The organism is Micromonospora sp. DT41 (genome assembly GCF_049841715.1).
GTDB lineage: Bacteria > Actinomycetota > Actinomycetes > Mycobacteriales > Micromonosporaceae > Micromonospora > Micromonospora profundi.
On record NZ_JBNCKU010000004.1, the window covers coordinates 122,310 to 143,808 of the forward strand.

At 70.2% G+C, this 21,499-nt stretch carries 18 protein-coding genes and 1 pseudogene; 9 read left to right on the forward strand and 10 right to left on the reverse strand.

Annotation, left to right across the window (positions count from 1 at the left end; translation table 11 throughout):
- The first annotated feature begins 91 nt into the window (after nt 1-91).
- Nucleotides 92-364: a hypothetical protein gene (locus tag ACLQ23_RS09090; RefSeq protein ID WP_355595502.1), complete on the forward strand. Its 273-nt coding sequence runs from the start codon at nt 92-94 to the stop codon at nt 362-364.
- 172 nt (nt 365-536) lie between these two features.
- Here ACLQ23_RS09090 and ACLQ23_RS09095 read toward each other — a convergent pair whose 3' ends face one another.
- A complete protein-coding gene (locus ACLQ23_RS09095; protein WP_355627991.1) occupies nt 537-1,805 on the reverse strand; it encodes an Nramp family divalent metal transporter in 1,269 nt (422 codons plus the stop codon).
- Between the two features lie 206 nt (nt 1,806-2,011).
- On the opposite strand from ACLQ23_RS09095, the gene ACLQ23_RS09100 reads away from it, so the two are divergent.
- The 4 genes from ACLQ23_RS09100 (at nt 2,012) to ACLQ23_RS09115 (ending at nt 6,077) form a co-directional block, all read left to right on the forward strand.
- Nucleotides 2,012-2,419: a GntR family transcriptional regulator gene (locus ACLQ23_RS09100; RefSeq protein ID WP_355595506.1), complete on the forward strand. Its 408-nt coding sequence runs from the start codon at nt 2,012-2,014 to the stop codon at nt 2,417-2,419.
- Nucleotides 2,420-2,437: 18 nt separating this feature from the next.
- A complete protein-coding gene (locus tag ACLQ23_RS09105) occupies nt 2,438-3,328 on the forward strand; it encodes an ABC transporter ATP-binding protein (RefSeq protein ID WP_355595508.1) in 891 nt (296 codons plus the stop codon).
- Nucleotides 3,325-4,314 (forward strand): ABC transporter permease, encoded by a 990-nt coding sequence (locus tag ACLQ23_RS09110; protein ID WP_355595510.1) that lies wholly within the window; start codon nt 3,325-3,327, stop codon nt 4,312-4,314. The genes ACLQ23_RS09105 and ACLQ23_RS09110 overlap by 4 nt, the downstream gene beginning before the upstream one ends.
- A gap of 152 nt (nt 4,315-4,466) precedes the next feature.
- Complete coding sequence (locus tag ACLQ23_RS09115; protein WP_355595512.1) at nt 4,467-6,077, forward strand: hypothetical protein; 1,611 nt, start codon at nt 4,467-4,469, stop codon at nt 6,075-6,077.
- 50 nt (nt 6,078-6,127) lie between these two features.
- Here ACLQ23_RS09115 and ACLQ23_RS09120 read toward each other — a convergent pair whose 3' ends face one another.
- Together ACLQ23_RS09120 and ACLQ23_RS09125 are read right to left on the reverse strand one after the other, a co-directional pair.
- Nucleotides 6,128-6,946: an ABC transporter permease gene (locus tag ACLQ23_RS09120; protein WP_425735493.1), complete on the reverse strand. Its 819-nt coding sequence runs from the start codon at nt 6,944-6,946 to the stop codon at nt 6,128-6,130.
- 125 nt (nt 6,947-7,071) lie between these two features.
- A pseudogene (locus ACLQ23_RS09125) lies at nt 7,072-7,642 on the reverse strand (ATP-binding cassette domain-containing protein); the annotation flags it as partial.
- 82 nt (nt 7,643-7,724) lie between these two features.
- Here ACLQ23_RS09125 and ACLQ23_RS09130 point away from each other — a divergent pair.
- Nucleotides 7,725-8,075 (forward strand): hypothetical protein, encoded by a 351-nt coding sequence (locus ACLQ23_RS09130; RefSeq protein ID WP_355595514.1) that lies wholly within the window; start codon nt 7,725-7,727, stop codon nt 8,073-8,075.
- A gap of 25 nt (nt 8,076-8,100) precedes the next feature.
- Here the strand turns inward: ACLQ23_RS09130 and ACLQ23_RS09135 are convergent, their stop codons facing one another.
- From ACLQ23_RS09135 to ACLQ23_RS09155, 5 genes are all read right to left on the reverse strand, one after another.
- On the reverse strand, nt 8,101-9,306 hold the full coding sequence (locus ACLQ23_RS09135; RefSeq protein ID WP_355595534.1) for an ROK family transcriptional regulator: 1,206 nt from the start codon (nt 9,304-9,306) through the stop codon (nt 8,101-8,103).
- A 156-nt stretch (nt 9,307-9,462) separates the two neighbouring features.
- Entirely contained in the window at nt 9,463-10,566 is a 1,104-nt protein-coding gene (locus ACLQ23_RS09140; protein ID WP_355595516.1) for a sugar-binding protein, read from the reverse strand.
- A gap of 57 nt (nt 10,567-10,623) precedes the next feature.
- Entirely contained in the window at nt 10,624-11,922 is a 1,299-nt protein-coding gene (gene mmsB, locus ACLQ23_RS09145) for a multiple monosaccharide ABC transporter permease (protein WP_053652775.1), read from the reverse strand.
- Nucleotides 11,919-13,466 carry a multiple monosaccharide ABC transporter ATP-binding protein gene (gene mmsA, locus ACLQ23_RS09150; protein ID WP_355595518.1) on the reverse strand — a complete coding sequence of 516 codons (1,548 nt, stop codon included), beginning with the start codon at nt 13,464-13,466 and terminating at the stop codon, nt 11,919-11,921. The genes mmsB and mmsA overlap by 4 nt, the downstream gene beginning before the upstream one ends.
- A gap of 600 nt (nt 13,467-14,066) precedes the next feature.
- Complete coding sequence (locus tag ACLQ23_RS09155; protein WP_355595520.1) at nt 14,067-15,245, reverse strand: alcohol dehydrogenase catalytic domain-containing protein; 1,179 nt, start codon at nt 15,243-15,245, stop codon at nt 14,067-14,069.
- A gap of 164 nt (nt 15,246-15,409) precedes the next feature.
- Between ACLQ23_RS09155 and ACLQ23_RS09160 the strand changes: the two genes are divergently transcribed.
- Complete coding sequence (locus tag ACLQ23_RS09160; protein ID WP_425880526.1) at nt 15,410-16,867, forward strand: aminotransferase class V-fold PLP-dependent enzyme; 1,458 nt, start codon at nt 15,410-15,412, stop codon at nt 16,865-16,867.
- A 30-nt stretch (nt 16,868-16,897) separates the two neighbouring features.
- Here the strand turns inward: ACLQ23_RS09160 and ACLQ23_RS09165 are convergent, their stop codons facing one another.
- Entirely contained in the window at nt 16,898-17,299 is a 402-nt protein-coding gene (locus ACLQ23_RS09165; protein ID WP_425880527.1) for a hypothetical protein, read from the reverse strand.
- 292 nt (nt 17,300-17,591) lie between these two features.
- Here ACLQ23_RS09165 and ACLQ23_RS09170 point away from each other — a divergent pair, with 292 nt between their 5' ends.
- Nucleotides 17,592-18,851: a family 16 glycosylhydrolase gene (locus ACLQ23_RS09170; protein ID WP_377669448.1), complete on the forward strand. Its 1,260-nt coding sequence runs from the start codon at nt 17,592-17,594 to the stop codon at nt 18,849-18,851.
- Between the two features lie 61 nt (nt 18,852-18,912).
- Here the strand turns inward: ACLQ23_RS09170 and ACLQ23_RS09175 are convergent, their stop codons facing one another.
- Entirely contained in the window at nt 18,913-20,211 is a 1,299-nt protein-coding gene (locus ACLQ23_RS09175; protein WP_355598122.1) for a DUF1479 domain-containing protein, read from the reverse strand.
- A 90-nt stretch (nt 20,212-20,301) separates the two neighbouring features.
- Between ACLQ23_RS09175 and ACLQ23_RS09180 the strand changes: the two genes are divergently transcribed.
- The gene (locus ACLQ23_RS09180) at nt 20,302-21,420 is read left to right on the forward strand and encodes an ROK family transcriptional regulator (RefSeq protein ID WP_355628000.1); all 1,119 of its coding nucleotides are present in this window, start codon (nt 20,302-20,304) and stop codon (nt 21,418-21,420) included.
- Nucleotides 21,421-21,499: the final 79 nt, after the last annotated feature.

Below are 21,499 nucleotides of genomic sequence, written 5' to 3' on the forward strand. Positions count from 1 at the left end.
CCCCGCGATGTGATCTCCGGGCATGCGCTCGGCGGCGCCGGGTAGGCAGCGGCCCGGCGTCCTGTCGACACCCGCCGGGCAGGAGGCTCCGATGAGCACGTACCGGGATGAACAGGACGCGGCGTTTCCTCCCCCAGAGGCGGATGCGCTTGAGCAACGGCAGAACGCCGTCGACTACGGGCCGCCGGACCGGGTGTCTGGTGACATCGACCCGGAGGCGTCCGAGGCGGATCTGGCCGAGCAGGGCGCCCTGCCGGCGGGAACGCTTGAGGAGGTCACGACCCTTCCGGCCGACGCCAACCCGGCGGACGCCCTCGAACAGCGCCAGGAGATCCCCACCCGCGACGAGGGCCGCCGGACCTGACCGAGACCCAGCCAGCCGGGCCGGGCCCGGCCCCTCCCCGACGCGGTGATGTCTGTGAGTCATTTTGATGACTCACAGACATCACGCGGACGGCGGCGGCAACCGACCGCCCGGCCGGCTCGGACTCACAGGCCTCACGCTCGCGCCGCACGACGGCGGCACAGCGGGCGGTTCAGCCGGCGACGACCTGCCAGAGCAGGAACGCGTTCAGCGCGACCACCAGCAGGGCCACGAGCGATGCGGCGGCGGTGGTGAGGGGGTGGTTGACCAGGTTGCCCATGAGGTCGCGCCGGCGTGTGAAGGCGACCACCGGGATCAGCGCGAACGGGATGCCGAAGCTCAGGATGACCTGCGACAGCACGAGAGCGCGGGTGGGGTCGAGGCCGATGGCGAGCACTGCCAGCGCGGGCAGCAGGGTCACGAGTCGGCGCAGCAGCAGCGGGATCCGTCGGCGCAGGAAGCCCTGCATGATCACTTCGCCGGCGTAGGTGCCGACGCTTGTGGAGGCGAGGCCGGAGACCAGCAGGGCGATGGCGAAGCCGAACGCGGCGGCGGTGCCGATGGTCTCGCCGAGACCGCCATGCACGCCTTCCAGGCTGTCGGCGCCGGCCGGGCCGCCGCCGCGGAAGCTGGCCGCGGCGATCAGCAGCATGGCGAGGTTGACCGCGCCGGCCGCCGTGAGGGCGAGCAGCACGTCGGTCCGCTGGCCACGGAACAGCGTACGGCGCTCGGTGTCGTCGGCGGCGGGGATGCGGTCCCGGGTCAGAGCCGAGTGGACGTAGATGACGTGCGGCATGACTGTGGCGCCGAGGATGCCGGCGGCCAGCAGGACGCTGTCCGTGCCCTGGAGCCGAGGCACCAGGCCGGCCACGGCGGAGCCCGGGTCGGAGCCGGCGGCGAGCAGGTTGGCCGCGAAGGCCAGGACGATGATGCCGAGCCCGATCGCGATGGCGATCTCGAAGGCGCGGAAGCCCCGCGAGCGCAGGGCGAGCACGGCGAACGCGCAGGTGCCGATGATGATGCCACCGGGCAGCAGTGGGATGCCGAAGAGCAGGTACAGGGCGACCGCGCCACCGATCACCTCGGCCAGGTCGGTGGCCATCGCCACCAGCTCGGCCTGCACCCACATCACCCGGTTCAGCGGTCGGGGCAGGCGTTCCCGGCACAGCTCGGGAAGGCTGCGACCAGTGGCCAGGCCCAGCTTGGCGGTGAGCGTCTGCACCAGCATGGCCATCAGGTTGGCCACCACCACGACCCAGACCAGCAGGTAGCCGTAGCGGGCGCCGGCGGCGGAGTTGGTGGCGAAGTTGCCCGGGTCGACGTAGGCGACGGCGGCGACGAACGCCGGACCGAGCAGGATCAGCCGCCCCCGTATCCGGCCCCGGGCGCGGGCGATCTGCAACGGCGTCGCCGTCGTCGCCCTGACTTCGTTGGTGACCACCGAACACCTCCTGTCTTCGTGGGATCGCGTGCCCGTTCCCTTCCCGGCCGCTTGGCCCTTCGGTGCCAACGTGTGGCCCGGACGTGCCACACCGGATCGGGTGGGATCGGCGGCGACTCGCCGCGATGCCCTTGACAGCGCTGCGCCATCCGCCGAAGCTGTCTATTAGTCCTACTGTCGTAGGACAATAGAAGGGATCATCCCGAGTGATCGAGTTCGTGCTGGACAGCCGGTCGAAGGTGAACACCTACATGCAGCTCGTGCAGCAGGTGAAACAGGCGCTGCGGGTCGGCCTGCTGTCGCCGGGAGATCAGCTGCCAAAGGTGCGGGACGTCGCGCAGTCCCTGGCGATCAACCCGAACACGGTGCTCAAGGCGTACCGGGAGTTGGAGATCGAGGGTCTGGTCGGCGGCCGACCAGGGGTGGGCACGTTCGTCCAGCGCACCCTGGCCGGCGCCTCCCTGCCCAACCAGGCCGAGCTGCGCGACGACCTGGTCGCCTGGCTGCACCGGGCGCAGGCCGCCGGCCTCACGGCCGAGGACGTCATCGCCCTGGTGGAGACCACGCTGCGCGCCACCCTCGCCGACGACGCCCCGCAGAAGGAACCCGCATAGCGGAACGAGAGGACAGAGATGGACATGGTCTTGGAGGCCGACCGGCTGGGCAAGCGGTACGGCGGCACGTGGGCGTTGCGGGACTGCTCGCTGCACCTGCCCGCCGGCCGGATCGCCGCGCTGGTCGGGCCCAACGGCGCCGGTAAGAGCACACTGCTGCACCTGGCGGTCGGGCTGCTCAAGCCCGACGCGGGCGCGGTGCGGGTGTTCGGCCGGTCGCCGTACGGCGACACGGAAGGACTGGCGGACATCGGGTTCGTCGCCCAGGACACCCCGTTGTACCGGGACTTCACCGCCGCCGAGCTGGTCACGGCCGGCGGCAAGCTGAACCGGCGGTGGGACGCCGCGCTGGCCCGTACCCGGCTGGCACAGCTCGGGATACCGCCCGACAGGCCGGTCGGCAAACTCTCCGGCGGGCAGCGAGCCCAGGTGGCCCTCGCGCTGGCGCTGGCCAAGCAGCCTCGGCTGCTGCTGCTCGACGAGCCCGTGGCCAGCCTCGACCCGCTGGCCCGGCGGGAGTTCCTCCAGTCGCTGATGGGCAGCGTGGCAGACGCCGGGACCACCGTTCTGCTCTCCTCGCACCTACTGGCCGACCTGGAACGCGTCTGCGACTACCTGATCGTGCTCAACGCCGCCCAGGTGCAGCTCGCCGGCGGTGTCGACGATCTGGTGGCCGAGCACCGTCAATTGGTCGGCCCACGGCACGATGGCGGCCCGATCGGGGGCGTCGCCGCCATCGTCCGGGCCAGCCACACCGACCGACAGTCCACGTTGCTGGTCCGCACCGACGGCCCGATCACCGATCCCTCCTGGACGGTGCGCGAGGTCAGCCTGGAGGACGTCGTCCTGGCCCACCTGGCCGACGGCGCCACCCGGACGAGCCACAGCGAGTGGGGAGTGCCGGCATGATCTGGTTGACCTGGCGGCAACACCGCAAGCAGGCGCTCTACACCTTGCTGGGGTTCGTGGTGCTGGCCGCGGCCCTGGTGCCCATCGGCCTGTCGATGCGGAGCACCTTCGCCGACCTCGGCCTGGCCGACTGCGTACGTCAGCTCAACGACGCGAACGTCGCCCAGGCGACGCGAGAGACCTGCGAGGCGTCCTTCCACCGCTTCAGCAACAGGTACGGCAGCCTCAACCTGGTGGCCGTCCTGCTGATCACCCTGCCCGTACTGGTCGGCCTGTTCTGGGGCGCCCCGCTCGTCGCACGCGAGGTGGAGCAGGGCACCCACCGGTTCGTCTGGACCCAGGGCGTCGGCCGTACCCACTGGGCGCTGGTGAAGTTCGGGCTCGTCGGCGCCGCGGTGCTGCTCCTCGCGATCGGCTACGGGCTGGGCATGTCGTGGTGGGTCGCACCGCTGACCGAAGCCGCCCGGGAGGGTCGACTCGGGCTGATCGTCTTCGACCTGCAGGGCATCGTCCCGATCGGATACACCCTGTTCGCGGTGGCGCTCGGCATCTTCGCCGGCACCGCGTCGAAGCGGGTGCTTCCGGCCATGGGCATCACCCTGGCCGGCTTCATCGGGGTACGAGCGGCGGTGGAACTGCTGGCCCGCCCGCACTACCAGCCGGCCCGCACGCAGACCTTTCCGATCGAGGGTGTCGGGGCGCCGGAGGGCGACCGTGGTGACTGGATCCTCTCCCTCGGGATCCGGAACGCCGATGGGACGATGGTGGCGGAGGATACGCGGATCCAGTGCCCATCGGGCGGCAGCGGCCCGGACGGCCGAGCCTGCGGCGCCGAACTGGGCCTCCAGCCCGGGGCGTACAACTGGCAGCTCTACCAGCCGGCGGACCGATTCTGGCTGTTCCAGGGCATCGAGACGGGCATCTTCGTCGCTCTCGCCCTGATCCTGCTCTATCTCGCGGTGCGCCGGATCCGCCGGATCGCGTAGCCGGGCGACGGGCCACCGACATGACCCGGCCCACGGAGTCGGATTCCAGGCCGGTCGCCAACGCGACTGAACGCGTCTGTCCGATCTCGATCAGTGCTCCGATGTGGACCGTGAGCCCGCGTCCGGCGGGCCGCAGGGATGGGAGCGCACGCGTGAAGTCCAGAATCCTCAGTCGGGTCGCCGCGTCGGCCGTGGCGCTCGCCTGCGCCATGGCCGGTGCGGTGGCGCTACCGGCCGCCCCGGCCGCCGCCAGTCCGATCCGCAACGCCACCGCCTGGTCAGTGCTGCTGTGCAAGTTCAGCGACAAGCCGGCCGAGCCGCGAACGCCGACGCACTTCGCCAACTTCCTCACCGCCGCCGGGATCGGCACCGGCGGGGTGGCGGACTACCTGGCCGACCAGTCCGGCGGACGGGTATCGCTGGCCGGGTCGGTCGTCCGAGGCTGGTACACCATGCCGTACACGCTGGCGCAGTTCCAGTCGATCAACCGGGGCACCCGGATCCAGCGCTGCGTGGACACCGCGGCGACCGCCGGCTACACGGTTCCGGCCGGCAACCGGATCGCGGTCATGCTCAACGACTGGGTGGATTCGGGTGCGTCCGGCGGGCGGGTGCTGCTCGACCCGGGCGCCTGGAACGTCGGCTTCGCCGCGCACGAGATGCTGCACGGCTACAACCTGGGGCACTCGTTCTCCAACGACACCACCTACCAGAACGCGTCCTGGTCCCAGCCGGGCGAGTACGACGACCCGTGGGACGAGATGAGCGCCATGCACATCTTCGCGTTCACCACCGCGAACTACGGCACCAGCGCCGTCGGACTCAACGGACCCAACCGCGACGAGTTGGGCTGGCTGCCCAAGAACCGGATCTTCACCATGGCCGCCGACGGGGTCGGCTCGCGTACCCTCACCATGGCACCGCTGGAGGCGCCCGGCGCGACCGGCCCACAGTTGATCCGCATCCCGTTCGACCCGGCCGACCTCTTCCACTACTACACCGTCGAGTTCCGCCGCAAGACCGGCTGGAGCGCCGGCATCCCCGCCGACACCGTGCTGCTGCACGAGGTCCGCGACGGCACCCCCACCCTGCTCCGCACCGGCCCGGGCGGCGGGCCGGCCCAGTCGCTCAACGCCAACGGCGTCCAGATCGGCGTGAACTGGATCTCCGGCAACGCCGCATCGGTGACCGTGACCACCGATGTGGTCAACCGCTGCCTGCAGGGGTACGTCTGGCGCGAGGCCCGCCCCGGCGACCTGGTCTGCGTCACGGGCACCACCCGGAGCCAGGTGTGGGCGGACAACGCCTCGGCGGCCAGTCGCTGGGTGAACGGCCCGTACGGGCCGCACACCTGCGTCGCCGGCTACGTGTGGCGCGAGGCGTACGCCGGGGACGACGTCTGCGTAACCGGCACGCAGCGCAGCCAGGCCGCCGCCGACAACGCCGCCGCCGCGTCGCGGCGTAACCCGGCCCGACTGGTGGCCGGCCCGAACACCTGCGTCAGCGGGTACGTCTGGCGCGACGCCGACCAGTCCGACTACGTCTGCGTGACGGGGGCGACGCGTACCCAGGTGCTCGCCGACAACGCCTCGGCGGCGAGCCGCTGGATCAGCGGCCCGTACGGGCCGCACACCTGCGTCGCCGGCTACGTGTGGCGCGAGGCGTTCATCGGCGACGACGTCTGCGTAACCGGCACCCAGCGCAGCCAGGCCGCCGCCGACAACGCCGCCGCCGCGTCGCGGGTGTTGCGTCCCGGGGGCTGACCGACGCGCCCCCGGTGGCCGGGCCCACCGGGGGCGCACCCGCCCACTACTCAGCCGGCCGGCCGCCGGTAACGGGCGACCGAGAGTGGGAGGAACACGGCGACCAGCACTATCGGCCAGGCCACGGCCAACCAGGGGTAGTGCTGCGCCGCCCAGGAGTCGCCGCCCCAGCCGGGGTTGCCGAACATCTCGCGGGCGGCCCCGACAGTCGCCGAAAGCGGGTTCCACTCGGCCACCGCGCCGAGCCAGGCCGGCATGGTGGCCGGTGCGACGAACGCGTTGGAGAGGAAGCCGAGCGGGAACTCCAGGGTCTGCACGGCGACCACGGCCGACTGACCGCGGGTGACCAGGCCGAGGAAGATGCCGACCCAGACCAGGGCGAACCGCAACAGCAGGATCAACCCCACCGCGCCCAGCGTGGCGCCCGTCCCGCCGTGCGCCCGCCAGCCCACCGCGAGGCCCGTGACCAGCAGCACCGCCAGGGTGACCACGGCGAACAGCATGTCGGTCACGGCTCTGGCGACGAGGGGGGCAAGTGGTGCGACAGGCATCGAACGAAGCCGGTCGGTCACCCCGCGCTCCAGGTCCTCGGCGACGGCGATCGTGGTGAGACTGATGCCGAACACCATGGTCATCACGAACATGCCGGGCATCAGGAACTCCCGGTAGCTGCCACCGCCGGGCACCTGCAACGCCCCGCCGAACAGGTACGCGAACATCAGCACGATCAGGATGTTGAAACCGAGCGAAGCGACCAACGGGCTTGGATCGCGGCGCCACCGGGCCAGGCCGCGCCAGACGAGCGTGCCGCTGTCGGCCAGCGGAGCGGGTCGGCCTGGCGTCAGGTCCACCGTCGAGGGCAGGGTCACGCTCACGCTGCCACCTCCTCGGCGACACCGCGTCCGGTGAGGCGCAGAAACACGTCGTCCAGGGTGGGACGACGAAGGGCGCGGCGTCGAGCGCCCGCAGCACCTCCACGAGGGCACCGGGTCGATGCCCGCGTGGACCAGCTCCCGGATCGAAGCCCACACCTCGTTACGGCCCCGTGGGTCCAGCCCGGTCGTGGGCTCGTCGAGGAAGAGCACGGCAGGCGCCAGGACCATGCCGGCGGCCAGGTCGAGGCGACGACGCATGCCTCCGGAGTACGTGGTTACCGGTCGCTCGCCGACGTCGGCGAGGGGGAACCGCTCCAACAGCTCGTCGGCACGCTGGCCGGCTCGGCGGCGACCGAGCTGGAACAGCCGGCCGAAGAGCACGAGGTTCTGCCGGCCACTGAGCGCCTCGTCGAGCGCAGGGTGCTGCCCCACCAGGCCGATCCGGCAGCGCACCTGGTCGGGCTGGCGGGTCACGTCGAAGCCGGCAACCTCGGCCCGCCCTCCGTCCAGTCGCAGCAGGGTGGACAGGATCCGTACCGACGTGGTTTTGCCGGCCCCGTTCGGGCCGAGCAGGCCACACACCGTCCCGGCGTCCACCCGCAGGTCGAAGCCGTCCAGGGCGTACCGGTCCCGATACCGCTTCCGTAGCCCCTCGGCGACTATCGCCACACCGCTCGTTGTCACATCCATCCCCTTCCGACGCATCGAAGGCGCCTACCGTACAACATACGGTAGGAGATACGGGACCAGTTGATCGAGTACCTTCGGCGGCATGACGATCTCGTTGGACGGTCGGCGTTTCGCCGCCGAGGCAGATGTGGTGGCCGGCGAGGTGGGAACGGAGACGGTCTTCGCGTACCACGAGCGGGCCGGCGAGGTCTGGGCCGAGTACGCCGGGGGGTCGATCCGTCGCGGCTACCTCGTCGGCACCCGCGAGGGCGACCGGCTGGACTTCCGCTACGTCCAACTCAACGCCGAGGGGCAGACGTCGTCGGGGCACTGCGTCTCCGAGGTGACGGTGCTTGCCGACGGCCGGCTGCGGCTGGACGAGACCTGGTCCTGGGAGTCCCGGCCGGGCAGCGGCACGAGCGTGGTGCAGGAACTGCCCGCGCCTCGGCAGTAGGAGCGACAGCACCGGGCCAGGGCACCTACGCCGAGTCGGCGCACCCCAGCTGGCCGGCGACGCCGACGTTGAGTGGGTCGGCCAGCAGCTTGTCGAAGGCCAGTTCGGCGGCGCCGATCAGGACGGCGTTCTCGTCGAGGGCCGCCGGTTGCAGCCGCAGGTGCTCACGGGAGATCGGCAGCGGCATGGTGTCCAGCCGCCGACGGACGACGTCCGCGCCGGCGATGAAGACGTCGCGCAGCGAGCCGCCGAACACGACGGCATCCGGGTTGACGACGTTCACCAGGTTGCCCACGCCGAAGCCGAGCCAGTCGGCGACCTGCTCGACGGCCTCCCTCGCCCTCGGGTCGCCGTCTGCTGCCGCGGCCAGCACCTCGGTCACGGCGGCGCGGTCACCGGCGTCCCGGCCGGCGTGGCGCAGCAGGGCGGCCTCGCCGACCTCGGTCTCCCAACAGCCGCGCGAGCCGCAGCCGCAGGGCAGTCCGTTCGGGTTGACCACCATGTGGCCGACCTTGCCGCTGTGGCCCTGGTGGCCCATCACCAGCCGTCCGGCGACGATGATGCCGGCGCTGATGCCCACGTCGCCGTGCAGGTAGATGAGGTCGTCGACGTCCGCTGCCACGCCTCGGATGTGCTCGGCGAGGCCGGCGATGTCGGCCAGGTCACCGGTCACGAAACCCGGGCCGGGCCCGAACTCGGCGTCGAGGGCGGCACCCAGACTCTCGTCGACGCTTGCGATCCGAATGCGGCCGTCCGGATCGCGGGTGGTGTCGGTGACGGCGACCGCGCCGCCGACGAGCAGTGTGTCGGGTGCGACGGCGCGTTCCATGTCGCGGACGAGGTCGGCCAGGGGGCCGACGGCGTCGATCGCCGACATGCCTCCGGGTCGGACGACCTCCCGCAGGTCGAGGATGCGCCCGCCCAGGCCGACCCGTGCGGCACGCAGCCGGTCCGCGTCGATGCTCAACGCGTTTGCGTAGACGCGGTCGGAGCGCGGGCTGACCACCAGTGAGGGACGGCCGGCGCGGCGAGCGGTGGTCGGCACCTCCTCGGTGACCAGACCACTTGCGGTCAGTTCGGCAGCCAGGGCGCCGATTGTGCTGCGGTTGAGGCCGAGCCGGCTCGTCAACTCGGCCCGGGACGTCGGTCCGTGCAGGTGGACGTAGCGCAGGACGGCGCCGAGGTTCTGCCGCCGGATCTCCTCCTGGCTCGCGCCGGGGACCGACTGCAGTGGGGATTCGGGGTTGCGGCCGACTCCGGCGGGTCCGGACCGTGCGGGTGTTGCCACGGTCAGACCTCCTTCCGGTTCGGCACCGGTGGTGCCGGAACGACGATGGGTCCCGGAACAGGAGATCCGGGACCCATCGGCATTACCTGCGGTACAGAATTACTTGGTGAGCGGCGCGAGCTTCGGGTCGTTGGCGTACGCCTCGGCCGCGTTCGCCTTGGTGACGGCGACCGGCGGGAGGAGGTACGTCTCGACGACCTTGCTGCCGTTGTTGTAGGACTCGGTGTCGTTCACCTGCGGCTTGTCACCGGCCTGGAGAGCCTTGACCATGTTGATGGTCTCCTTGACCAGGTTCCGCGTGTCCTTGTTGATCGTCATGTACTGCTCGCCAGCCACGACCGACTTGACCGACTCGACCTCGGAGTCCTGACCGGTGACGACCGGGATCGGCTTGCCAGCACCCTTGACCGAGGTCAGGATCGCGCGGGCCAGCGTGTCGTTCGGGGAGAGGACGCCGTCCAACTCCTTGTTGCCGTAGGTCGAGGTCAGCAGCTGGTCCATGCGGGCCTGCGCACCCTCGGCCTTCCAGCCCTGGATGGCGGCCTGCTTGATGTCCTTCTGACCCGAGGTGACGACAACGTTGCCCTTGTCGATCTCCGGCTTGAGCACGTCCATCGCGCCGTTGAAGAAGACAGTGGCGTTGTTGTCGTCCGGCGAGCCGGCGAACAGCTCGATGTTGTACGGGCCGTTCGGCTTCTTGGCCTTCATGCCGTCCAGCAGGGCCTGGCCCTGGAGCTGGCCGACCTTGAAGTTGTCGAACGCGACGTAGTAGTCGAGGTCCGCCGTGTTCATGATGAGCCGGTCGTAGGCGATGACCTTGACGCCGGCCTGGTGGGCCGCAGCGACCTGGGTCGACAGCTGAGCGGCGTCGGTCGCGCCGATGACGATGACCTTGGCGCCCTTGGTCACCATGGCGGTGATCTGAGCCTGCTGGTCGGCGACAGTGGTCGACGCGCCGGCGTACTGCACGTCAGCCTGGAAACCGGCCTCCTTGAGACCGTTGGTGAAGAGGTCGCCGGCGAGGACCCAGTTCTCCGAGGTCTTGGCCGGCAGGGCGACACCGATCAGCGAGTTCGCCGCGAAGCCCTTGGCGTCTCCGTTGGAGCCACCGGACTCCTCGCTACGGCCGGAGCCGCAGCCGGCGAGGGCCAGCATGGCGGCGGCGCTGATGGCCACCACCGACGTGCCGAAGGATTTACGCATGGTGAGGACTTGCCTTTCTGGAAAGGGTGGAGACGGGTGGTGAGGGTCGGTGGCCGTTCAGCCGGACACCGCTGCCTTGGCGGGCTCGCGCTCCGCGTCCGGCGGTGAGGCGGGCGGTCCGGATTCCTCGCGACGGAATGGCCGCATCAGGCTTCCGATGATCGAGAAACGACCCTGGCTCTTGTTGTAGACGTCGATCGCGACGGCCAGCAGCAGGACCAGCCCCTTGATGATCTGGACGCGGTCGGTGCCGACGCCCATCAGTTGCAGGCCGTTGTTGAGCACGGCCATCACGAGACCACCAACGATCGACCCGCTGATGGTGCCGATACCTCCGGAGACGGCCGCGCCGCCGATGAAGACCGCGGCGATCGCGTCCAGTTCCCAGCCGTTGCCGTCCTGCGGACCGGAGGCCGCCGAACGGGCCACGAAGATCATGCCGGCCAGCGCTGCCAGGACGGACATGTTCATCATGACGAAGAAGTTGACCCGCTTGAGCTTCACGCCGGACAGCTCGGCCGCCCGGGAGTTGCCGCCCACCGCGTAGATGTGCCGGCCACCTGCCGTGTTGCGGGTGTAGAAGGAGTACGCGATGACGAGCGCGACAAGGATGATGCCGGAGATCGGGAAGCTGGTGCCGACGCGACCGCTGGCGAAGCGCAGCGCGGCGAAGGCGATGACCCCGACCATGACGCCCATCCGCAGGATGGAGATCCACATGGGCGCCGGGTCGGCGTCCATCTCGCGGCGGGTCTTGCGCGCCTGGAGTTCGCGCCACACCACGGCCACCGCCGCGGCGAGGCCGAGCAGCAGTGTGGCGTTGTTGTAGCCGGTGTCCGGCCCGAACTCGGGCAGGAAGCCGGAGCCGATCTGCCGGAAGCCCTCGGGCACCGGAATGGTGTTGGCGTTACCGATGAACTGGTTGCCGCCGCGGAAGAGCAGCATGCCGGCCAGGGTCACGATGAACGCCGGTACCCCGATGTAGGCCACCCAGAAGCCCTGCCAGGCACCGATGAGGGCACCGACTCCGAGGCCGAAGAGGATGGCGAGGGGCCAGGGCAGTGACCAGTCGGCCATCGCCTTCGCCACGAGGATGCCCGAGAAGGCGGCGACGGACCCGACCGAGAGGTCGATGTGCCCGGCGACGATCACCATGAGCATGCCGATGGCCAGGATCAGAATGTACGAGTTCTGCTGGAACAGCGCGATCAGGTTGTCCGACCGCAGCGTCAGGCCGTCGGTGAGGATCTGGAACAGGACGACGATCGCCACCAGGGTGAAGATCATCCCGAACTGGCGAGCGTTGGAGGTGGTCCCTCCGAACAGGTTCTTCTGAAGGTCCTTCAATCGGCTCATCGTGTCAGCATCTTCTTCGTCGAGGTCATCTGCTTCATGAGGTTTTCCGGTGTGGCATCGGCCCGGGCGATCTCGCCCGTGATGGCGCCTTCGAACACGGTGTAGATGCGGTCGCAGAGCCCGATCAGCTCAGGCAGCTCCGAGGAGATGACGACGACGCCCTTCCCCTGGTCGGCGAGCCGCTGGATGATGCCGTAGATCTCGTACTTGGCACCCACGTCGATACCGCGCGTCGGCTCGTCGAGGATCAGCAGGTCCGGGTCCGTGAACATCCACTTCGCCAGCACCACCTTCTGCTGGTTGCCGCCGGAGAGCTTGGAGACGCCCTCGTCGACCGTCGGCGCCTTCGTCCGCAACTCCTTGCGGTACGACTCGGCCGCCTTGTATTCCTCCACCTGGTTCAGCACGCCGCGGTGGGAGATCTTCGACAGCTTGGCGGCCACCGTGGACGCCTTGATGTCGTCGAGCAGGTTGAGGCCGATCGCCTTGCGGTCCTCGCTGACGTACGCGAGCCCGTGGTCGATGGCGTCGGCCACCGACTTCAGGACGATCTCCTTGCCGTCCTTGATGATCGTGCCCGACTCGTACACCCCGTACGAGCGGCCGAACACGCTCATGGCCAGCTCGGTGCGGCCCGCGCCCATCAGGCCGGCGAAGCCGACGATCTCGCCGCGGCGCACCACGAAACTCTCGTTCTTGCAGACCTGCCGGTCGGCGGAGATCGGGTGCCGCACGTTCCAGTCGCGGACCTCGAAGAAGACCTCGCCGATCTTCGGGGTGTGGTCCGGGAATCGGCTGCCCAGCTCGCGACCGACCATGCCCCGCACGATGCGGTCCTCGTCGACACCGTCGGCCTTGACGTCGAGCGTCTCCACCGTCCGGCCGTCGCGCAGGATGGTGATCTGGTCGGCGATCGCCTCGATCTCGTTCAGCTTGTGCGAGATCATGATCGAGGTGATGCCGCGTGAGCGGAACCCGCGCAGCAGGTCCAGCAGGTGCTTGGAGTCGGCCTCGTTGAGCGCGGCCGTCGGCTCGTCCAGGATGAGCAGCTTGACGTCCTTGGCGAACGCCTTGGCGATCTCCACCAGCTGCTGCTTGCCGACCCCGATGTCCTTGATCAGGGTGTCCGGGTCCTCCTGGAGGCCGACCCGGGCCATCAGGTCCAACGCCATCCGGTTCGCGGCCTTCCAGTCGATCGCGCCCCACTTGCGTGGCTCGTTGCCGAGGAAGATGTTCTCGGCGATCGACATGTCCGGGATGAGCGCGAGCTCCTGGTGGATGATCACGATGCCGGCGTTCTCGCTGGCCCGAATGTCGGAGAACTTGCTCTCCGACCCCTGGTAGATGATCTGGCCGTCATACGTGCCATGCGGGTAGACCCCGCTGAGGACCTTCATCAGCGTGGACTTGCCTGCGCCGTTCTCGCCGCAGATGGCATGGATCTCGCCGGCGCGAACCACCAGGTTGACGTCGGAGAGGGCCTTGACTCCGGGGAACTCCTTGGTGATGGAACGCATCTCAAGGAGGATCGGCACGTCGCTCATCGCTCGTACCACCTCGCCAACGTCATCGTTGCCTCCGGAAGGTTGGACCTTCACTTGGTTTTGTTGTTGTCGGCAACGTATTGCGGCGGACGGCCGATCTGCAAGGCGAGAGCCTGTTGAAAAGGTAACAATCCGGCAATATTGACGTGATCCATTGTTCACGTGCACCAGCAGTCCCAGCAGCCCCTCCCCGCCCGCGAGCAGCAGCCGCCCGACCCGGAGGACCTGCGGTTCCGCCTTGATCGAAACCGACCTTCGGCCGCGGGGCTCCCACCAGGCAGGACCCAGGGCCGCCGGGCGCGAGGCAGCCGGAGGCCGGCGGCCGGCACCGCACACCAGCCCACCCGGCAGCGGTACGCACCACCGGCGTTAAACCAAAATATTTCGCTGTTATCGATAACTCTGTTGGCCGTACCAATCAAAAAGGAGCGGTGCCCCACACTCGTCACCTCACGGCGCTCCGAAGCCCTGCCGTGACACGCTGTCTCTCGCTGCGCCGATCGTGCCCGTCTGCCCGGCCCACGCATCGGACGATCACGCCCGAGCCGGACGCCGTCGGCGCGACGCGATCCCCCGCGACGAACCAGGCCCCGCTGACGCTCAACTCGGGTGCAGCACCGCCTTGATCACTCCGTGCTCCCGGCTGTCGAAGCTGCGGTACAGCTCCGGGGCGTCGGCGAGGCTGCCGTGGTGGGTGACGATCATGCTGGGTCGGGCACGGCCGGCGACGACCACGTCCCGCAGCAGCACCGTGTAACGGCGGTCGTGCGTACGCCCGAATCGCACCGCGACACCCTTGCCGAACAGCGTCCCCCAGGGAGCACGCAGGTCCTCGTGGATGCTCGCCCCGGGGCGGGGATGCAGGTCCCTCTCCGGGTACACCCCGGCCACGGCGATCGCGCCGGCGGGGTTCACCAACCGGGCCGCGTCGGCGATCACCTGGTCCGGGCGCTCCTGGTCGGGGTGCTCCCGGTCGCGGGCCTGGAACCCGACCGCGTCGATGACCTTGTCGATCCCGCCCAGCTTCTCCTCGCCCAGCGGCAGCCCGGCACGGGCGCGGTCGGCGCGGATCTGTTCGACCGGGTCGCCGCGCCGGAAGTCGACAGGCGCCGCGCCGATCTCACCGGCCTTGTCGAGCCGGGCGTCGACGCCGTCGACGCAGTACACCACCCGTGCGCCCCGGATCAGCGCCGAGTAGGCGCTGAGCAGGCCGATAGTGCCGGCACCGAACACGGCCACCGTGTCGCCGGGCTGCACGTCGGCGAGCGCGGAGGCGGCGTGCCAGCCGGTGACGAACGCGTCCGCCAGCAGGACGAAGTCGTCCTCGTACGCGTCACCCGGCTCCCCCGGCAACGGCACGCAGTTCGCGTCGGCCCACGGCACCCGCAGCAGATCGGCCTGCGCACACCGGTAGGGACCCATCCCGGCGTAGCCGTACGCGGCGCCCGGCCCCTCGGCGCGCGCCCGCAGGCAGGCCGCCGAGAGCCCTCGGGCGCACATGACGCACGTACCGCAGAACAGATGCGTCGGCATGACCACACGGCTGCCCGGCCGGACGGTCTGCACTCCACTGCCCACCTGCTCCACCACGCCCAGCGGCTCATGACCGAGCACCAGCCCGGGGTCCGCGCCGGTGCGCCCGTCGTACATGTGCAGGTCGGTGCCGCACAGGGCGGTGGAGGTGATCCGCACGAGCGCGTCTGTGTCCGCCTCCAGCGTCGCGTCGGGCACCTCCCGCACGGCGACGGACCACACGTCGGCGTACACGACGGCTCTCATACCGACCCCCTCGCGCGGTGACGCCTGAAACGCCGGTCTTCCCGCCGCCCGCGCGATCATGCAACCCGTACCCGGGAGCGCGCTGGTCGGCGTCGCGACAGACATCGCATCGGCGAGGCACGATATTCAGGCGGACACGTCACCGACAGGATCGGGCCTTCGCCATGACGACCGAGCAGAGCACACCGACGGCCATGCGGGGGTACGCCGACACGGCCCGGATCGACGACCTGCGCGCCACCGAATACCGGCACCTCGACCAGGGCGGCCGGGTCTATCTCGACTACACCGGGGCGGGGGTCGCCGCCCAGGCGCAGGTACGCGCCCACCACGACCGGTTGCTCGCCGGCCTGTACAGCAACCCGCACTCGGAGAACCCCACCTCGGTGGCCTCCGGCGCGACAGTGGGATCGGCCCGCCGCGCGGTGCTCGACTTCTTCCGTGCCGACCCCTCCGAGTACGCGGTCGTCTTCACTCCGAACGCCAGCGGAGCGTGCCGGCTGGTCGGCGAGGCGTACGACTTCGGCCGGTCGTCGCCGTTGGCGCTGACCTGGGACAACCACAACTCGGTCAACGGCATCCGCGAGTACGCCCGATCAGCCGGAGCGCCGGTGCGGTACGTGCCGCTTGCCGGCCCGGAGCTGCGGGTCGCCGAGTCGGATCTGGTGCGGGTGCTGGACGCCGGCCATCGTCGGCTTCCCGGGTTGTCGGGTCGCCCATCCCGGCGTGGACTGTTCGCGTACCCGGCGCAGAGCAACTTCTCCGGGGTGCAGCATCCGCTGAGCTGGGTGGAGCTGGCCCACCAGCACGGCTACGACGTGCTGCTCGACGCCGCCGCGTTCGCGCCGACGAACCGGCTGGATCTGAGCGTCGTACGACCGGAGTTCGTCTGCCTGAGCTGGTACAAGCTGTTCGGGTATCCGACCGGCGTGGGCGCGCTGCTGGCCCGTCGGGACGCGCTGGCCCGGCTGCGCCGGCCGTGGTTCTCCGGCGGCACGATCCGCGCGGTGAGCGTGCAGGGCGACTGGCACCGCACGATGGACGACGAGTCGGCGTTCGAGGACGGCACTCTCAACTTCCTGAGCATCCCGGACGTGGAGTTCGGGTTGCGCTGGCTCGACTCGATAGGCGTGGATCTCGTGCACACCCGGGTCGGGCTGCTCACCGAGTGGTTGCTGGCCCGGTTGACCGCGTTGCGGCACGGCACCGGCCAGCCGCTGGCTCAGGTGTACGGGCCGGTGACGGGCGAGGGTCGGGGTGCCACTGTGACGTTCAACCTCCGTCGCCCGGACGGCACGCTTGTCGACGAGCGGCTGGTCGCGCGGGAGGCCGCATCGGCCGGATTCCTGCTGCGGACCGGCTGTTTCTGCAATCCGGGCGCGGGCGAGGAGGCGTTCGGGATCAGCCGGGGCCTGCTGCGGCGACGGGTGCCCGCCCGGCTCGACTCGATCGACCAGTACCTCCACGCGCTGCGGTTGCCGATCGGCGGCGCGGTTCGCGTCTCGTTCGGGCTGGTGTCCACGGCGGACGACGCGCAACGGTTTCTCGCGTTCGTCGAGTCGACCTATCTGGACCGCGACGCCACGAGCGGGCCGCCCCTGCCGCCCCGGCTGCGCTGTTGACCGGCTGCGCGGCCCGGTGGCGGGGTGTCGCTAGCTGACCTGGGCGACCGGCGCGGCGGTGTGCCGCTTCGTCTCCTCCATGAACGGGAACCGGGCGGTGAGCTCGGCGAGCGTCGCCCCGGCGTGCCAGGCCGCAGCCATCTGGGCGACCTGGAGCAGGTCCATGGCGTCGCCCCGGGCCTGCACCTCACCGTCGACCCGGAGATCGACCATGAAGTACCGGGCCTGTGAGCCGAGCCCGACGCAGACGACTCCCTTGTCGGAGTGCAGTTCGGCGCAGGTGAACCGGGCCCGTCCCTGGTCGGGGGCTGTCACCCGGCCGATGTCGAGCTGGTGCGCGGTGGCGGTTTCGATGAGCGCGGGGGCCAGGCCATCCCGCTCGACCAGGTCCGGGTAGAGGCGCACACCCAGCGCCGTCGACGCGTCGCTCATGACTGACTCCCACTTCCTTGTGACAGAGACCAGCAGCTCGCACGTTACGGCGAGGTTTCGAGCGAGCTTTCGTCATCCTGTCCCGCGTGGACGCCGACGGCAATAGCAGGAGTCGATTCATCCCCTATCGGAGGAAGGCGCGCTTCGCCCTTCTGGCAGGGCGACTCGGCCACTCCTTTAATTGGAAGGACTCTTGACAGAAAGGCGCCATATCGACATCCTTCGTCGAAAGAGCGCTCTCCGGATTTTCCGGCGCGAAGCCTCCGCCACCTCTCCCGCTGAGGAGCCTCCCGTGTTCACAGCCCGTCCCGCCCCCCGCCTGCGACCCTTCGTCCTCGCGGCGGTCGCGCTCATCGCCACCGCCGCCGCCCTCGTCGTACCCGGACACAACGACCAAGCCGAGGCCGCCATCGGCCCGATCACCTGGCAGGACGAGTTCAACGCCTCGGCCGGCACGCCCGTCGACCAGAACAAGTGGCGTTTCGACATCGGAGGCGGCGGCTGGGGCAACAACGAGCGGCAGTACTACACGAACAGCACAAGCAACGCCGTGCACGACGGCCAGGGCAACCTCGTCATCACCGCCCGCCGGGACAACCCGGCCAACTACCAGTGCCACTACGGGCGCTGCGAGTACACGTCGGCGCGACTGCTGAGCGCGTCCACATTCACCCAGACGTACGGCCGGTTCGAGGCCCGCATCAAGATTCCGCGCGGCCAGGGCATCTGGCCGGCATTCTGGATGCTCGGCACCGGCGGCGGGTGGCCCGACGCCGGCGAGATCGACATCATGGAGAACATCGGCCGGGAGCCCAACACCGTCTACGGCACCGTGCACGGCCCCGGCTACTCCGGCGGCGGCGGCATCACCGGCAGCCGCACCGTCGGCAGCCCGCTCGCCGACGGCTTCCACACCTACCGGGTGGACTGGGAGCCGAACCTCATCACCTGGTACCTGGACGGGGTGCAGTACCACCAGGTCAACCCGGCGCGGCTGGGCGGCAACCGTTGGGTGTTCGACCACCCGTTCTTCATGATTCTCAACGTGGCGGTCGGCGGCAACTGGCCCGGCTACCCGGACGGCTCCACCCAGTTCCCGCAGCAGATGCTCGTCGACTACGTCCGGGTGTCCGGCTACACCTCCGGTGGTGGCGGCGACCCCGCACCCGGCACCAGCCGGATCCGCGGCGCGCAGAGCGGTCGCTGCATCGACATCCCCAGCGCCAACCCGGTCGACGGCGCGAAGCTCCAGATCTGGGACTGCAACACCACCGCCGCGCAGGCGTGGACCTTCGCCTCGGACGGCACCGTCCGCGCCATGGGCAAGTGCATGGACCCCGCCTGGGCTGGCACCGCCAACGGCACCGAGGTCAACCTGGTGACCTGCAACGGCAATCCCGCGCAGCGCTTCACGCTCAACGGCGCCGGCGACCTCGTCAACATCAGCGCCAACCGCTGTGTGGACGTCCGGGAAGCCAACCCCAACAACGGTGGCAAGCTGCACCTGTGGGACTGCAACGGTGCGTCGAACCAGAAGTGGTCCCGCATCTGAGCACGGCACCGACGGCCTGCGGGCCGCCCGACACCGTTGTCGGGCGGCCCGCTGCCGGCAATCAGTCCAGACCCAGGCCGCGCCGACCGGTTGAGTTCAGGTCGTCGGCCTGGAAGCGGTTGGACCAACTGCGCTCGTAGTGCTCGGCCGGAAAGTCGGTCGGGCTGGACCCGGTCCGGAAGGCGTCGCGGACGGCCGCCGAGTACCGCTCGTTGCGCGGGCACCACGGCGCCGCGGGGATGTACATGACGTTGCCCCACCCCTGCTGGTCCCGCACCGGCGCGACGCTGTGGATCATGTCGCAGTGCCACCACACGGAGTCGCCCGCCCGGACGTCGGGAATGCCGGAGAGGGCCTCCAGCAGCAGCGGATGCCACCGCTCGCTCACCGGAAAGACCTGGTTGACGGTGACGCCGCACATGTCGTCCACCGGCACGTCGGCCAGCAGCGGCCGCAGCATCAGGTAGGCCATCGCCTCGGGGATCGGCACCGTGTGCAGCACCCCCTGGTCGTGGTCCATGTCGGACAGCGCGGTCCAGCCCTGAAAGGTGCGGAACGCCGAGCACATGGTGCTGCCGGGGTACTGCGGGCCTGCGGTGCGGTGGGCGGCGTCCCAGGGGTCGTACTCCTCGACCGTTCCGTCGAAGAGGTGCCGGAAGGCCCTCTGGTACGCCTCGGTCATCCACAGGTCCAGGGTGCCGGGGTCGAGGTGGGTGCCCAGGCCGTTGGAGTCGGCGCCCGGTGGCCGGCGGCGGATCCGGTCCGGGTAGAGCGAGTCGCGGTCGGGGTCGAACCAGCGCACGCCGTCGGACTCGTGCTTCCACTGGCTGTTGAGGAACGCCTGGACCCGGGCCATCCGGTCGCTCTGCCGGGCCTGCATCTGTGCTGGCGACCAGTAGATCGGGTAGATCTCGGGCTTCGACCCCACGCTTCCGAAGAAGTCGTCGCCGGGGCCCCGGTAGGTCTCGAAGAACCTGTTGGCCTCGACGTAGTCGACGATGTCGCGGTCCCAGTCCAGCGCCTGCTGGCGGTCGAAGTGCCCGCGTACGACGAGACAGCCCCGCTGGCGGAGCTTCGCCACCGCCTCAGGCGACACGGTGCCGGCGGCGATGTCGGCGTACTCGATGATCGGCCAGATCGTCTCGCCGCGGTCCCTGGCGGCGGCGATCTCCTCGACCCGCGCCCGGACGCGCTCCTCGACGACCGCGAACACCTCCTCGACAGTCCGGCCGGACGCCGCGATCCGGGCCCGCAGCGCCGCCTTGATCTCACCGATGGCGGCGGGCAGGTCGGCCGGGGTCGACTCCCAGTGCGGCAGTGACGGGAGCGGGGCGACGGCCAGGTCGGGCTGGGCGTTCATGGCGCGACTCCTTCTAGTAAGGGCTCCTTCTTGGAAAAGACTCTAGGCGCGTTCGCCATTCCAGGCAAGACTCCTGCCTAGAATCCTGGCGTGACCACCGCCAAGCCCTCCCTGGAGTTGCTCCGCTCGCTCACCGACGAGCACGTGCTCCGGGAGCTGATGCGGCAACGGCGGCTGACCCGGGCCGACCTGGCAACCCGCAGCGGGCTGTCCAAGCCGACCGTCGGGGAGAGCGTGCGCCGGTTGACCGAGGCCGGGCTTGTCGTCGACACCGGGGAACGCACCCCGGGCGGGCGAGGCATGGGCCGTGTCGGCTCGTACTACGCCCTCGCCGACTCGGCGGGCACCGCCCTGGCCGTCAGCATCGCCCCGGACGGGGTGGTGGTCGAGCGGATCGACGCCCACGGCGACATCGTCGGACGGACCCGGCACGACATCAGCCGGCCCGCGCACGCCGACCGGGTCGCCGCCGCACTGGGCACCGCCGCGACCCAGGCGGGAAAGGGCGGCGCAGGAGCCATCCGGCTGGCCGTCGTCAGCGCCGCCGACCCGGTGCACCGGGTCACCGGCCGGCTGGTCCGGCTACCGGACGCGCCGTTCCTGCTCGGCGACCTCGACCCGGTCGCCGTGCTGACGCCACACGTCGCCGGACCGGTCCTCGTCGACAACGACGTCAACTGGGCGGCGCAGGCCGAACGCGACCTCGACCCGGCTGGCCTGAGCGACTTCGCCTACGTCTTCCTCGGCGAAGGGCTGGGGTGCGCTGTCGTCAGCGACGGCGAGGTCCGCCGAGGCCACAGCGGTGTCGCGGGCGAGATCGCGCACCTGCTGACCACCGGCCCGGACGGTCGGGCAATCCGGTTCATCGACGTGTTCGCCGAGCTGGGCGTGCGCCACGCCGGCACGACGGCCATCGACATCGAGCGGGTCCGCCGCCTTCCGGCAGCCGGCAGGGCCCTGTTGGGACATGCCGTCAGCGGCGTACTCGCCGCCGTCGTCGCGCTAGCCGACCCCCGGCTCGTGCTGATCGGCGGCTCCTGGGGCACCCATCCGCCGATCCTCGACGCCGTCACCACGGCGTTCAGCGGGATGCCCCGGCACGTCGAGGTGCGTCCGGCCCGACTCACCGACGATCCGGCGCTGACCGGCGCCCGCGCGGAAGCCCTCGACCGTCTCCGCTCGGCAATCATCGCCCGCCGGACACCCTGACCGCGACGGCCCTCCGCCGGGCGTCACGCGCCCCTCGGACCTGGCCGTGCCAGGCACAGAGCGGACCCCGCCGGCCAGG